The organism is Woronichinia naegeliana WA131 (genome assembly GCA_025370055.1).
Taxonomy (GTDB): domain Bacteria; phylum Cyanobacteriota; class Cyanobacteriia; order Cyanobacteriales; family Microcystaceae; genus Woronichinia; species Woronichinia naegeliana.
In genome coordinates this window covers 1680556-1696422 of record CP073041.1, presented here as the reverse complement: position 1 = coordinate 1696422, position 15867 = coordinate 1680556, and the positions used below count along the sequence as shown (strand labels likewise).

The 15867-nt window shown below is 44.5% G+C and carries 9 protein-coding genes and 1 pseudogene; 2 read left to right on the top strand and 8 right to left on the bottom strand.

The genetic code is table 11. The annotated features are described in order from the left end of the window. Positions 1-4: 4 nt before the first annotated feature. Complete coding sequence (locus KA717_08755; GenBank protein UXE62784.1) at positions 5-1759, top strand: NFACT family protein; 1755 nt, start codon at positions 5-7, stop codon at positions 1757-1759. Between the two features lie 312 nt (positions 1760-2071). Here the strand turns inward: KA717_08755 and KA717_08750 are convergent, their stop codons facing one another. The 7 genes from KA717_08750 to KA717_08720 all read right to left on the bottom strand — a co-directional run bounded on the left by KA717_08750 (position 2072) and on the right by KA717_08720 (position 8688). Beyond that, positions 2072-2809: an HAD family hydrolase gene (locus tag KA717_08750; protein UXE62783.1), complete on the bottom strand. Its 738-nt coding sequence runs from the start codon at positions 2807-2809 to the stop codon at positions 2072-2074. Positions 2810-2811: 2 nt separating this feature from the next. Continuing rightward, positions 2812-3438, bottom strand: a complete 627-nt coding sequence (gene hisH, locus KA717_08745) for an imidazole glycerol phosphate synthase subunit HisH (GenBank protein UXE62782.1) — start codon at positions 3436-3438, stop codon at positions 2812-2814. 287 nt (positions 3439-3725) lie between these two features. Further along, on the bottom strand, positions 3726-4715 hold the full coding sequence (locus KA717_08740) for an alpha-E domain-containing protein (GenBank protein ID UXE62781.1): 990 nt from the start codon (positions 4713-4715) through the stop codon (positions 3726-3728). Positions 4716-4841: 126 nt separating this feature from the next. After that, a complete protein-coding gene (locus tag KA717_08735; GenBank protein ID UXE62780.1) occupies positions 4842-6275 on the bottom strand; it encodes a circularly permuted type 2 ATP-grasp protein in 1434 nt (477 codons plus the stop codon). Positions 6276-6390: 115 nt separating this feature from the next. Further along, positions 6391-6870, bottom strand: coding sequence for a hypothetical protein (locus KA717_08730; GenBank protein ID UXE62779.1), 480 nt, complete (start codon positions 6868-6870; stop codon positions 6391-6393). A gap of 390 nt (positions 6871-7260) precedes the next feature. Continuing rightward, positions 7261-8403 (bottom strand): transposase, encoded by a 1143-nt coding sequence (locus KA717_08725; GenBank protein ID UXE62778.1) that lies wholly within the window; start codon positions 8401-8403, stop codon positions 7261-7263. 129 nt (positions 8404-8532) lie between these two features. Then, positions 8533-8688: a hypothetical protein gene (locus KA717_08720; GenBank protein UXE62777.1), complete on the bottom strand. Its 156-nt coding sequence runs from the start codon at positions 8686-8688 to the stop codon at positions 8533-8535. A gap of 339 nt (positions 8689-9027) precedes the next feature. Here KA717_08720 and KA717_08715 point away from each other — a divergent pair, with 339 nt between their 5' ends. Next, positions 9028-13833 (top strand): S8 family serine peptidase, encoded by a 4806-nt coding sequence (locus tag KA717_08715; protein ID UXE62776.1) that lies wholly within the window; start codon positions 9028-9030, stop codon positions 13831-13833. Positions 13834-14440: 607 nt separating this feature from the next. Here the strand turns inward: KA717_08715 and KA717_08710 are convergent. Beyond that, positions 14441-15722: pseudogene (locus KA717_08710) on the bottom strand (ISKra4 family transposase). Between the last annotated feature and the right edge of the window lie 145 nt (positions 15723-15867).

Here is a 15867-nt window from a genome sequence, read left to right as displayed (position 1 = left end):
TGTTATGCAATCCGTTGACTTTACAACCCTGGTGGCGGTTTGCTTGGAACTGCGACATCAATGGCTTCCCGCCCGTATTGAGCAGGTTTATCAACGCGATCGCCATACGCTTTCCCTAGCTCTTAGAACCTTGGAAGGACGGGGCTGGTTGACTCTCTCCTGGCATCCCCAGGCGGCTCGAATCGGCATGGAGGACGATCCCCCTCGTACTCCCGACACCTTTACCTTTAGCGATCAACTTCGGCATCAATTAAAGGGTTATGCTCTCACTGCCATCGACCTAATTGCCCCCTGGGAAAGGGTTCTGGATCTTCAGATTGCCCAACGTCCAGGGGAATCTCCCGCTTGGCATTTGTATGTAGAGATCATGGGCAAGTACAGCAATGTCATTTTGACCGATGCCCAGCAACAAATTATTACCGTCGCGCACCAAGTTAATGCCAATCAATCCCGTATTCGCACCGTTCAGACGGGCCAACCTTACCAAATTCCCCCCGCTTTATTGGCAACTGCTCCCAGCCAGATTGAACCCTATCAACGTTGGCAGGAAAGGCTGAGTCTTATTCCTGGCCCGATTCAACAACAGTGGGTCAAAAATTATCGAGGTTTAAGTCCTCTGGTGGCTCGGACGCTGATTGAGTCGGTAGGAATTGATCCTCAACAGTCCATCGCTAGTTTAGAGAATGCTCAGTGGCAAGCTTTATTTATGGCCTGGCAAAATTGGCTAGAAATCCTCGACAACGGAACTTTTCAGCCCGCCTGGACAAGTACGGGTTATACAGTTCTAGGACAACTGGGGCAAACTGGCCAAATTGATAAAATCATTGCACCCGATGTCCAAACCCTGATTTATCACTATTACCGTGATCGCCTGAGTCTGGAGAATTTTGATCACCTTCGTCACCAACTGTTACAAAAAATTCGTTCTCTTTTAACGAAACTGCAACTTAAAGCCCAAACTTTCCGCGATCGCCTCCAACAATCGGCCCAATCTGACCAATATCGCCAACAGGCAGATTTACTGATGGCTAACTTGCAACAGTGGCAAGTCGGTATGAACAGTATTATCCTCACTGATTTTGATACTGGTGATCCTGTTACGATTCCCTTGCAGCCGGATAAAAACGCGATTCAAAACGCTCAATGGCTCTATAAACAACAGCAAAAGTTAAAACGGGCGCGATCGGCGGTACTGCCCCTGTTGGCCGCTGTTCAGACAGAATTAGCCTATTTAGAACAGGTAGAAGCCAGTTTGCAACAATTAGAGCGTTATACTTGTCCCGAAGATCAACAAGCCTTAGAGGAAATTCGGGAGGAATTGAGCGAACAAAACTACCTCGATCATCCCTATCCCCGTCATCGCTCTAAAACCGTTGATTTTCAACCCTATTGCCAACGCAGTCCCTCTGGTTTTGAAATCTGGATTGGCCGCAACAATCGTCAAAATGATCATCTGACTTTCCGTATTGCTGGCGATTATGACCTCTGGTTCCACAGCCAGGAAATTGCCGGTAGTCATGTTTTATTGCGTCTCACTCCAGGCGCGATCGCCGATGAAAAAGACTTACAATCTGCGGCTGATTGGGCGGCCTATTACAGTAGAGCTAGGCAGAGTGATCAAGTTCCTGTCGTCTATACGAAGCCCAAATTTGTTTATAAGCCTAAGGGAGCCAAGCCTGGTATGGTCATCTACAAGCAGGAAATCGTTCTCTGGGGAAAACCTCCCAACATACCATCATACCTAAAAAATCTGGGTTAAGGAAAAAAATTTATTTTTTGTTACAAAAGATCCGTGTTATAGGTTACAATTTCTGATAGAGAAATCGAAGCGAGTTGGGAAGACGCAGCCCAGATTTTCTCCACCCAACAACAACAACATTGGCAATGGCTGGCGGCGCGATCGTTAGCCATTTGTCTTATCTTGCTTGCAACCAAGCATTTGTATCTTTTTCTGGTGTCACGGAAGGATATTTTGATGAAATCACAAGGTTTTAGCCAACGAGAGATCGAGATTTGAACCCAGTTTGACACAAGAGAGATAAGCTAAACCATGATCGCCCCAGCATTATGTCTAGATCACTTGAATTTGTTCGAGATGATTAATTAACACATCAGCCTGCTCAAGAAAGGGATGAAAAACATTTCCCCAGGAGATCGCGATCGCCCCTGCGGCTCCTGCGGCCTTAGCCATCGTAATATCACCCTGAGAATCGCCAACCATCAAAGCGGTATTAGCTGTCACCCCTAACAAATCACAGGCTTGGTAGAAAAAGCGGGGGTCGGGTTTACCAAAGCCCTGATCAGCCCCTAAACCCACAGAAATATGGTCAGCTAACTGGTGATCACGAACAAAACGTTCAATACTGGCAGTCCGTGCCGCCGAAAGAATGGCTAACTTTAGGCCCGCAGCAGAGAGAGATTTAATGACCGACCCACTACCGGCAAAGATGGGAGAAGTCTGGGCATCGGGTTGACAATAGCGATCAGCTTCCTCAAAGCAGGCACGCGCGATCGCTAAGGAGGCAAACCAAGGTCGGCCCGTTTCAGCAATATAGGCCGCCGCCGCAATTTCATTTTCAGAACGACTACCCACAGCCATTAAACCTGTGGGATCAAGTTGTTGATTGCGAAGACCAAATGCTTCAAGGAGCGGTTCGCCAACGCCTGGAATTTGAGCATCAATTAATCTCGTGCGCCTAACGGTTAGTTCTCGTAGATAGGCGTGAGAATCCTCTAGAGTGCCGTCTTTATCAAAAATAATGGCTTCAATGCCCTCAAAACGGCGATCGCCGCAACGAATCGTGACCACAATTAAGACCCCCGCACCTGTTGCACAAAGTTAGCCAAAATCTGTAGCCCCTTATCGGCGGACTTTTCGGGGTGAAATTGCACAGCCATTAAATTCTCTTTAGCGATCGCGGCGGTGACAGTTTGTTGGCCATGGGTAACGGTAGCTGCCTGGACACTGGAATCAGTGGGTTCCACAAAATAGGAATGCACAAAATAAACGTAGGGCTCCGTTCCTAGACCTTGCCAAAGAAAATGATCTGCTTGGGTTAACGTTAAATTATTCCAGCCCATGTGGGGAATGGTGAGACCAGGCTCGGACTGAAAACGTTTAACTTGACCCGCAATAATCCCTAACCCTGGTTCCGTTCCTTCTTCAGACGCATCAAATAACACTTGCAATCCTAGACAAATGCCTAAAAAGGGTTTTCCTGAAGCGATCGCCTCCTTAATCGGCCCGACCAAATGGCGATCGCGTAACTGCCGTACAGCCGGATCAAAGGAACCAACCCCTGGTAAAACAATCCCATCAGCCGCTTCCAGTTCTTGGGGAGAATGGGTAATTTGGGGATTGCCGCCCGCTTTTTCTAGCCCTTTGCAAGCAGAGTGCAGGTTCCCCATGTCGTAGTCAATGACAGCAATAAAGCCCATAGCAGACCGTCAGAAAAAACTCTTTTATTGTAGAGGATCGGGCCGCTAAGGATCGGTAAGATTTACTTCGATCCCCAGAGGCTAATCATGCGGGGCAGACAGAGACAGACGACAGCGTTAAATACCAACATCATTACTAGGGTTAATTCTGTAGTTTCCATAATTTCATCCTTCTTAATATCTCCAATCTTCATTATTAGAGCATTTTCAGAAATATAGAAACCCCTGATTGGTTGGTTTTTCTTTTAGGAATGATAAGTTTTTCTTAAATGTTTTCTTAAAAACGTTTACGACAAGCTTCCCTGGGTTTGGAACTGACTCTGGGAGAGAGACAAAATCGGCTCGTTGACAAAGAATGTTTTCGCCATTTTTACGCCAATATCGTTCACCTGCCCTTGAATTTGGTCAAGAAACTCGTGCAATCCGGTCTCAATAATATCTTCAATGGTAATGTAGCTAAATTCGCCACAAAGCTTGCCCAGGGAACGTTCTGCCAGATTTTGCCAGGTTCCTAAAGAGGTTCCCGTAATACTATGCAGCGATCGCTGTAGTTCGCATAGACAAAAATGAATAGAACGAGGAAACTCCCGATTTAAGATTAAAAATTCCGCTACATTACTGGGAGTAATTCGTCGTTGACTTTTGCGATACATTTCATAGGCACTAGCTGATTTAAGCAGGGCGATCCATTCAATTTGATCCAAAGGGGTTCCCACCCATTCCACCGATGGCAATAAATAATAATATTTAACATCTAAAATACGTGCAGTTTTATCGGCCCTTTCCTGCAAACGTCCCATTTGTCCAAAATGCCATCCCTCATTATGGGTCATAGTGGCATCCATAATACCGGCAAAACGATGACTCGATAACTTCACCTGGGCAAAGAAATTAGGAATATTTTGGGGTGGATTTTCCGAGGCTTCCTTAACCATTAAATAAAAAAGATTGACCTCCTCCCACATTTCTGAAGAAATAATTTCCCGAATCGAGCGAGCATTTTCTCTGGCCATATAGAGACAGGACAAGACAGAATTGGAATAATTTTGATCAAAGGTTAAAAACTGGATGACATTACTCGCCGTTGTCTCACCATAACGCTGTTGAAAAAAGCTAAGATCCCCTGTGGTGACTACCAGAGGCTCCCATTGCTGCGTCATACCACTGGGAAGATCTAACATTAAATTGAGATTAACATCGACAAAACGAGCAATATTTTCTGCCCGTTCAATATAGCGATTTAACCAATAAACTGAATCGGCAACACGACTGAGCATAGTAGTTTGTTGTTTGGTTTGAAAACCTTGTGTAGGGGCGAATGGCGTTCGCCCTTGAACGATATAAGATAAATTTATCACCCCAATTCCCAGAGAACCGAGCGATTTAAGCATAGTTTACTCAGATTAACTTAAAACCCAGGTATCCTTACTGCCGCCTCCCTGGGATGAATTAACTACCAAAGAACCTTTGCGTAAAGCCACGCGGGTTAATCCCCCTGGATGCACATAAATTTCATTCCCTCGATTAAGAACGTAGGGGCGTAGATCCACATGACGACCTTCGATCGCGCCATCGACTAAGGTGGGAACACGGGATAAACTTAACACTGGTTGGGCAATATAGTTGCGGGGATTGCTGCGAATTTTATCTGCAAATTGCGATCGCTCTGCCGGGGTAGAAGACGGCCCCATCAACATTCCGTATCCTCCCGCTTCATTAGCCGCTTTTACCACCAATTCGGAAAGATGCTCTAGTACATATTGACGATCCTGCTCTCGCCAACAAAGATAGGTCGGCACATTAGCCAGTAACGGTTCCTCGTCCAAATAGTAACGAATCATCTCTGGTACATAGGCATAGATGACCTTATCATCGGCAACTCCCGTACCAGGTGCGTTGGCGAGGGCCACTTTCCCTTGTCGATAAACCTCCATTAAACCTGGCACGCCGAGAAAAGAATCGGGACGAAACACCTGGGGATCGAGAAAATCATCATCTAGGCGACGATAGACCACATCCACTCGTTGCAGTCCCTTTGTTGTTCGCATTTTTAAATAACCATCCTCCACCAACAGATCTCTACCTTCCACCAATTCCACACCCATCTGTTGTGCTAAAAAGGAATGCTCAAAATAGGCCGAGTTATAAATGCCTGGCGTTAAAACCACTACCGTGGGATTGGGTAATTGGGGAGGAGCCAGATTCAGTAACGTTTCCAGTAAATGACTGGGATAATCATCAACCGGCTGAATGGCCATGGTCTGAAAGATTTCAGGGAAGGTGCTTTTCATCACCCGCCGATTTTCCAGAACGTAGGAAATACCAGAGGGAACCCGCAAATTATCTTCTAGGACAAACCAGCGGCCATCTTTATCTCTAACGAGATCGGTTCCCGTGATATGACACCAAACGCCAGCAGGCGGCTGAATCCCCATGCAAGGTTTGAGGAAACCACTGGCAGACTCAATAATATCGATGGGAATTTTACCATCCTGAATAATTTGTTGTTGGCCGTAAATATCGTTGAGAAAATGATTTAAGGCTCTAATCCGTTGCTTAAGTGCCGTTTCTAGCCACTGCCACTCGCTGGCATCGATAATACGGGGGATAATGTCAAAAGGAAATATCCGTTCCACCCCTTGCTGGTCACTGTAAACCCGAAAGGTGACACCGAGGTTAAAGAGAGCTAACTGAGCCGTTTCATGGTGTTGCTGTAGTACCCGTTCTGGTAGTTGCTGCATCCATTCAATCAGGGAAGCGGCATGGGGGCGAGGCTGTCCTGAGGCCAGAAAAAGTTCATCATAAAACGATTCGGGGTTGTAGTGATCCAGGGGCATGGTTGACTATCCTCAAATCTAAGCTAGGGCGGTTTTGGATATTGTTATCACGATCAAGGCAATTGACGCGATCGTTTGTAGCTGAGGCAACAATTTAAGGCAATCTTAAGATGGGTCAATCAGGAAGATCATCTAGATTCTCTAGGTTGTTCAAAAATCCCAAGAGCGATTTTAACGGTAGATCAAGAACTCTGGCAATTTGTTCACCGCTTAGTCCCACTTGCTGTAGTCGAGAACCGATTGAGAGTTTGGTGCGCATTTGTACGGATTCAATCGTTTTTTCAATGATGGCCACTATATCTTCATCCATCAGAATGGAATGACAAAGATTGCTTTTTTCCATGTGTCGCTGGATAGTAGTTTTTAAATTAGTTTTATTAATTCTTTCACCGAATGTTTTTGTCAGCAGTTGCCAAAGCTCAGAGGCCTTATCGTTTATATTTCCTTTGGTGCAATTCGCTCTTTTCGCAATATCAGAATACTTGTCACCATTCAATACACCTTCAAGAATCGTAAATTGCAAATCGTTAAAGTGCTTACCCGTTTTTTTGTAGGTTATTTGATCTAAATGGTTGATAATTTGCTGATTATTCATGACTAATTTTTTTTGCAATTTTTACAAGGTTTATTAAAGTTTGTTGATACTATTTTTGAGATTTTGAAATTTTAAATAAATAATGTAAACTTATTTTTTAGCAAAAAATGTTAGCACTTTTATCGAAAGTAATACTGCCAACAACAAGATAACAGAAAGTTCTGTCTATTTTGGTCGGAACAAAACCGCTCTTAAGTACCGATACTCCAAAGTATATCCATTTTCCGTATTTTTTTATAGTACCAATGCTCCAAGGTGTACCCATTTCCCGTATTTTTTCTATCACCCCTCTGACTTTTTTTGGGCAATCCTTTGTCAGTAAAGGCTTGAGTAACATAATGTAAGTAAACTGGACAGTGGGAAGTTTATGGATGCCAGATAAGGTAATGACTATGCGACGAAAGTAAGCATATCAGGGCTTGGGGAAGAGGCAAGTTTAGCGGTAAGGAATTTAGGCAAAAGCAGACTGGGTGGACTTTGAGGAAAAATCATTTGGGCTTGATGTTGAAGGGCTAGTTGAGCAATCCGTTCACTAGGGTAGCCATGGGATGGTAATGTCCGAAACCATCGAGGAAAATTAGCCCAAATCCCCTGGGGTAACTCTAAGGCGAGAATTTGAAGTAGCCCTAAAGCAATGGCATTAAGGTTAACAAAACGCTCAAAGGCTTCTACCTTGTTTAAAATCTGAGTCTGAACAGCTTGTGGATAGTCACTGAGGATAAGATTGCTGGGCCAGGTAGGTAAAGTAGGAAGACTCTTAAGCCAAAAACGATAGGCAAAGCTGCCCAAAAGATGGACTAATTGACGAAAAGTGACTTCAATCTTAAATCGGAGACCGTAAGCGGCAATAATCTCAGGTCCAGTCAAACAGAGATCAGTAGAAAGCAGAATCAGTCGTCGTCCGTTAGGCAATTGGGTCAGAACAAACTTGACGAGCTGATGGGGACTATCCCAGTGGAACTCAAAGCACTGATAAGAAACCGTGACTTGTTGACCATAGAGCCAGACTTTAGCTGTCGGAAAGTCCGCCGCCAGAGCGAACAGCTTTTCTAGTTTTATCGAACTCCCCCAAATCCGTGGTCGTCCTCTCCCCGTCAGCGTCGGCACGGAACAAAAGGGGGCATAGGCGACGGTGGAGCAACGCACTCTTGTGATTAGATGCAAGGCGTTCTGGCGAAAACTTTTGAGCACTGGTTCGCAAGCAAAATAAGCATCCAAAATTACATAACTCCCTGCCTCTGCGTAAGTAACACAAAGGTCAGCCATTTTTGTCACCAGGCTCGTCTTCACCTTTTTTTTGCCTTTTCCCTCCCCCTTCTCGGTTGCTTTGGACTTGATGCCATCGTCTAGCCGCAACACTAAGGGCAAGGCAAAGCAGGCTTTCCCTACTCCCACCAAAATACTCAAGGCATTGAAGTAATGACCCCTTATCCACTCTGGCTTGGACACATCTTCCGATTCTTGGTGTAGTCGTTTTACACCTGGCATCTTGCGTCCTTCTTTCCCCACTTTGATGCCATCACCCACATACACCCGTTTCCCTTTAATTCTGTATAGACTTTCATGCTGACTTAGCCACTTTGACCATTGTAAAGTTAGTCCTTCGACCCTAAACGCCTTGGAATCAAACCAATGTAGAGCCTGATTGTAGTAGCTCTCTGTTCAGCCAATGGCATTGACATAGCTAGTTATTGCGCTGGGTTGGCTGTTGAGCACTACTCCCCAGACTAACAGGATAAACCATTGGAACGTTGCTTCTCGGCTAAAGGCTGGACGGAGATTATTGAGGATTTGCTCTAGTCGCTGACATAGTTGCATAATTGATAGATAGCACTGGCTATCGATTTTCTTATATCAGCCAGTTTCGGACATAACGGCACTCTTTTGTATCGGATGTCCGATTTTCTTTTCTCCACTTACACGCCTCGAGAACTTCCCACTGTCCAGTAAGTAAACTACTTGAGTGAGAAAGGGGACTTAGGTAGCTTGTAAGGCTTACTGGATAAGCTTTCTAGATTATTTTAAACATTCTTTACTTTTCTTAACAATATTGCCTACTTTTGCCTATGTTTGCCTACTTGCTCTTTTTGAAAAGTTAGTATAACTTGTGATCAAGTTTTATTTTGTTGCTTGAGATGGCTGAAGCTTAATTGATCTTTGCTGTTTTTAGCTGCTTTTTACTCTCACTATTGTTATCAATGGGTAGGTTTTACGGTGCTTCTCAATTCTGTTTATGCGTTACAGTTGCAGTCGGCTATTACTAGCGTTTTGGATGTTTTAAATGGGTTTGCGGCTGATCCGTTATTTGCGGAGCAGTTTGAGTTGGTTTTTGGTAAGTCTATTTCATCGTCGGCTTTTCAGGCGGCGTTGGCGAGTTTACCGCAGTTTGAGGTGCGGTCTGATCAGGATTTGGCGGGGGCGTTGGGGGCATTTTCGGCCCAAACGGGTAAGATTTACCTGACGGAGAGTTTGGTTAAGGGCGATCCTGGCCAACTAAATGCGGTTCTGCTTGAGGAAATCGGGCATTATCTGGATTTTCATTTTAATGGTGCGATCGATAGTGCGGGCGACGAGGGCGATATTTTTTCACGTCTTGTACGAGGAAACAGTATCGATGCGGTTACTTTGCAGGCTTTGAAAGCTGAGAATGATTGGGCGACGGTGACGATTGATGGCCAAGACGTGGCGATCGAGCAAGCCCTTGACAATGTTGCCACTTTAGCCGTCGGGAGTAATCCAGCTTCAGTATCGGTGGGAAACTTTAACGGGGGTCTTGCCGTAGATTTAACAAGTCTGGGCTTAAAGGTATTAACAACTCCAGTGCAAGTAGCACCAGGTTTAACGCTAATTGCTACAGGACTAGATCCGTCTCAATTAAAAATTAATGTTCCTTTTAATGCCAATGCTGCTATTACCACTCGAGCAAATATACTTGGGGGAATTACGTTTGGTTCTTTAACAGGTGCTGGTATTACAGTTGGAGTGTGGGATGAAGGCCCAGTCCTCAGTACACACCAAGAGTTAACTGGTCGCGTTGCAGTCGTTGATTCAGGTGCTACATCTAATCACTCTACCCATGTAGCTGGAACTATAGGCGCAACTGGGATTCAAGGAGCTGCTAAAGGGATGGCAAATCTAGTTTCCATTCGTTCTCGTGATTGGACTAACGACTTCACCGAGTTAAACGCCGATGCAAATTTGATCCAACTTTCTAATCATTCTTATGGTTTTCAGACTGGGTGGAGTGGTTTCGTTTCAGTAGGTGGCATTCCCACTGATTTTTGGACAGATAATCGTTCACTATTTACTGAAGACCCAGATTTTGGCCGTTATAGCAATCAAACTCAGGCACTGGACAGCGTTCTTTATAACAATAAAGCTTTGCTGAGTGTGTGGGCTGCTGGTAATGATCGTGATGATAATTTTACTGGTGCTAATGGGACAAAATACTTTGCCTACTTATCCGCTCCACCTGGTGGAGGGACACCTGGTTATTACTTGATCGATCCTACTCTCGGTGGTCCAGCTGCACCGCCACAAGATGGTAATGCAGGTACAGGTTTCGATTCCTTACCTGAAGTCCAGACTGCGAAAAACTCTCTAGTTGTTGGTGCTATTAGTGACACAACTTGGTTGAATCCCACTACGATCGCCACTGGCGGAACAATGTTACCTTTCTCTAGCTGGGGAATGACAGATGATGGACGAGTTAAGGTCGATCTTGTTGCTAATGGAGATAGCCTTTATTCATCTATCGGCACAGGCAGTACTAACTATGCTACTTATAGTGGCACATCAATGGCTACCCCAAATGTGACGGGAACAATGGCTCTGTTGTATCAGCATCATAAGAATATAGATGCTTTGAATGATCCTGAGTATGAAAACGTTCCTAATATCACTAATACATCCACCAAACCCCGATTTATAAATATTGCCAAACCGTCCAGTGCCACCATGAAAGGACTAGCTATCCACACGGCTACTGATTTAGGCAATGTCGGACCCGATTATACCTTTGGTTGGGGGCTTCTCAATGGTCAAAGTGCGGCCACTTTCCTAAATGATTTAAAGAATCCTTATACAACCAATCGCTCTTTATTGGCAGAAGATACTTTTGTCGGTAGTCCGATGAATTTAGGTAAGGTCAATTCCAATGGCACCAACATTAAAGTAACCCTAATTTGGACAGATCCAGCCCCTGTGACTGTACCCGTAAGAACCCTTGATAATCCTACTTCGGTGTTAGTTAATGACCTAGACCTCTATTTACAGGGTTCTAATGGCACTATCTATCGTCCCTGGACACTCGATCCTACTAATCCTTCGTTACCAGCAGTCAACACTACTGCAAATCACCGAGACAATATAGAACAAGTTGTTTTTAACGCCAACGCCGGAGGAATTGGGCCGGGTGACTATATGGTGTATGTGGGAGGTACTTTAAACCCTAGTTATACTGCTCAAGATTTTTCGATCTTTTTCACTTCTATACCTCAAATTGGTCAAGGACACGGCTGGGGTGACGTACATTTGAATACTTTTGACTCCCCTCTCTCTGGTGCCTATGCCACTAGCTATGATTTTCAGGCAGTTGGAGAATTCATTCTCGTTGAATCAACTGTAGATGATTGGCAAATTCAAACACGCCAAGAACCCTACACTGCATCAACATGGGGGGATGTTTCTATCAACACAGCTTTTGCCACTAACATTGATGGTTACAATGTGGTTTTTGATATAGATCGTGCGAGTAATCAAAAAATTACAATTGATGGCACTAGCCTTACTTTAGCTAGTGGTCAAAGTCAGATTTTAAATACGGGCAAAATCGAACGTCAGGGTAATACTTATACCTTTATATGGGCAGGCCCAGATGGAAATCTCAATACTTCAGACGATGATCGAGTAACAGCCAATGACAATGGGGATCATATCAACATTTATGTTGATCCAGCAGATTACCGAGCTACTTTTTTACGGGGGCTTTTAGGCAATGCAGACGGCGATCTTTCTAACGACTTCGCCTTACGCAATGGTACTCAATTAAGTGCTAGTCCCACTGCTGCGGAAATACATACAACTTATGCTAACAGTTGGCGTATTACCCAGGGAGAATCTTTCTTTGGTACACCCACCTTCGCTAACTACTCATTCCCCAGTCAATATGCCTCTTTGAACACGTTACCGATCGATTTAGCTAATACTGCTCTTATAGCTGCGGCTAATGCAGGGCTTACTGGTGCACAGTTGAAAGGTGCAGCTTTTGACTTTGCTGTCACAGGACATGAGGGTTTTATTGCTGGTGCGGCCGCTACCTTTGCCGATATTCTAGTTCCCGTAGCAGAGCAAACTCCCCTAATCACCTTTAACGTTTCTCCCGCTAGTGTCACTGAAGATGGAACTACTAACTTAGTTTACACTTTCACTCGTACAGGAAACATTACCAATACTTTAACTGTAAACTTTGGTGTTGGTGGTACAGCAACTTTAGGTAATGATTACGTTCAAAGCGGTGCAACCAGTTTTACTAGCACTCTTGGCAGTATTTTCTTTGCCGCAGGTTCAGCAACAGCAATTTTAAAAATTGATCCTACTGCTGATACCACCATTGAAAGCAATGAAACCGTCGCTTTAACCCTAGCAACAGGAACAGGCTACACCATTGGAACCACTGCGGCTGTCACGGGAACTATTACCAACGATGATCTACCCTCTATTACCCTAGCTGTCGCTCCTGCTAGTGTTACCGAAGATGGCACAACCAATCTGGTCTATACCTTCACCCGTACTGGCCCCACCACTTCTACCCTAACCGTCAACTATGGCATCACAGGCACAGCCGATGCGACCGACTACACTGGCGCAACTCCTGGTACTGGAAAAACGATCACCTTTGCCGCTAACTCAGCCACAGCCACCCTCACCATCGATCCCACTGCTGATACCCTCTTTGAAAACAACGAAACCGTCGCTTTAACCTTAGCCACAGGAACAGGCTATACCATCGGCACAACTACAGCAGTTACAGGAACCATCACCAACGATGACTTACCCAGTATTAATCTGAGTCCTAATGGTCAAACCGTTGTCGAGGGCTTAACCAGTCCCCAAAACCCGAGTTATACCGTTAGCTTATCTGGCAGTAGCCCACAAACCATTACTGTTCAGTACAGTACCGCCAATGGAACCGCTTTAGCTGGCTCAGACTATACTGCTACGACAGGAACCCTCGCCTTTACCCCTGGTGTCACCAGTCAAACTATTTCCATTCCCATTCTCATTCTCAATGATTCCGTTAATGAAGCCAATGAAACCTTTACGCTTAAATTAACGAGTCCTACTAATGCAATCTTAGGGGGAACAGCAACGGTAACAACCACCATTACTGATACTCTTTCCGCTTCGACTACCACGACCCTACCCGCTAATGTTGAAAATTTAACTCTCACTGGCTCTAGTGTCATCAATGGCACAGGCAATGCTGGCAATAACATCCTCACAGGCAATACAGCCAATAACACCCTTAATGGCGGGGCAGGCAACGATACTCTCAATGGCGGGGCAGGCAACGATACTCTCATTGGTGGAGCTGGTAAAGATACCCTAACGGGTGGCACAGGGACAGACAAGTTTGTATTTACTAGCCTCGCTGATTCCCTGCTTGCTGGCTATGATGTCATTTCTGACTACACAATCGGTGAACAAATAGATGCTCCGTCGTCTATTGTCTCTCCTACAACACTCAACGCTTCTATTGGTAATATTGGTAGTTTATCTGCTGCAAATATCGGTGCTTTGCCACTTGTAGCCAATACGGCTCGAGCGTTTACCGTAACTGGTCAAAGCGGAACCTTCCTTGTTTTCAATGATTCATTGAATGCTTTCAATGCAGCAACTGACTCTATCGTTCAACTCTCTGGCTACAGTATCAGCGCAACGAATACGGTTACCATTGTCTAGCGTGATATTAATCGCCGATAGACCTTAAATCCTAAAGTAGGGTGGGCATGGCTCATCTTATACTCTTTCTTAATAGCGATCGCTTTTTTCTTCACAGTAAGGGGCGATCGCTTTTTTCTTCACAGTAAGGGGCGATCGCTTTTTTCTTCACAGTAAGGGGCGATCGCTTTTTTCTTCACAGTAAGGGGCGATCGCTTTTTTCTTCACAGTAAGGGGCGATCGCTTTTTTCTTCACAGTAAGGGGCGATAGCGTTTTTCTTCACAGTAAGGGGCGATCGCAGTTTTCTTCACAGTAAGGGGCGATCGCTTTTTTCTTCACAGCAAGGGGCGATCGCTTTTTTCTTCACAGTAAGGGGCGATCGCTTTTTTCTTCACAGTAAGGGGCGATCGCTTTTTTCTTCACAGTAAGGGGCGATCGCTTTTTTCTTCACAGTAAGGGGCGATCGCTTTTTTCTTCACAGTAAGGGGCGATCGCTTTTTTCTTCACAGTAAGGGGCGATCGCTTTTTTCTTCACAGTAAGGGGCGATCGCTTTTTTCTTCACAGTAAGGGGCGATCGCTTTTTTCTTCACAGGGGTGCGACCTTTAGTTGATAAAAGCTGTTGTAATCAGGGTTCTACAGGGAACCCATATTGATCAAGTTTTGCCCAAAATTGACTCCATCGTTCCTTGGTCAATACCAAAGCTCGTAGGCTCAAAATAATTCCTGCTCCTTTTTCCTTCCATCGCATCCCTGAACAACATAATCGTTGTTTGACCAACGTCTTACAAGCTGCTTCCGTAACACCTGAACCAATCGGATACTTTTTCTCTAAGTATTCAGCATAATCCATTTGATGCTGATGATTCTCGTAATAAGTAATCGCCGCTTGTAGTTTCTCGGTAAGATTCTTAGAATGACTTTTTTCTTCTTTGACTTCTTTCATCAGATTTAGCAGTTCTCCTGCTTTTCCTTTTTCATGCTTGAGTTCTCGACAATTTTCAGTCAACCATTCTTTTTGTTTTGACACGGTATTCGGATGCAACGCTTCTGCCAAGGCACCTAAGTAACCAGAGGCATGATAGAAATCTAATATCTGTTCTTCCGTTTGCTTTTCTAAAAACTTCCAATTTGATTCTGCCCCGTCTGCTATCCCGACCAATGTTGCCTCTGGATAACGGTTTTTCGCTCGCTCAATTTCTCTTTCTAATCTTTCTAGAAAACTCTTTTTTCCATACTCTGGTGCCGCACCTAGATAGATTGTATGTTGACGTTCGCCTTCACTATCGTATAGGGAAACGGTTCCCACCATTGCTTCACGGTAGCCATCCTCACACATCAGCATACAGGTTCCATCTAATCCTATTCCCACTGTTGCAATTTGGCTATCCTCCTTGGGCGGGGCATAACTCCACGCTTCTTCTTTTGCCTGTACCACACTTCCTACTGCTTCACTCAATCTTTGGATATAGGATAGCGCTACTTTTCTACCATGATTTTCTAATAAATCATTTTTCACCTCTTTGCCTGCCATCCCTGACATTTTTGAGGATACCTGTTTTGCCAATAATGGCGTTGATGTTATGATTATCCTTGCTTCTCTTTCTAAGGGGCAATACGTTTTTCCTCAAAGGTGAACGCTGATATACATGACGATTCACTATAACCTCACCATAAGGTGTTTGATATTCTTTCGGTTGCTCTCCCTTACTCTTCCAGATTTCTTCACCGATTTTTAAGGGTGAACCATCTGTATCTAAATATTTCAAGGCTTCTTTGCTGGCGATGCAACCTACTTCGTTTAAGCCTTTTTGAATATTTATTTCTGTATCCAACATTGAACGACTGAGTTCTAATGTTAGTTCTATTTTTATCTTTGAACCCTCTACATTAATTAGTTTTGCTGTCATCATTGTTTCCTCTTTGTCACTTTTCATCCCATGTTAACACTTTTCTTTTCCTTCATCAACTAAAGGTCACACCCCTTCACAGTAAGGGGCGATCGCTTTTTTCTTCACAGTAAGGGGCGATCTCGATAGATGGTCCTTTTTTTTT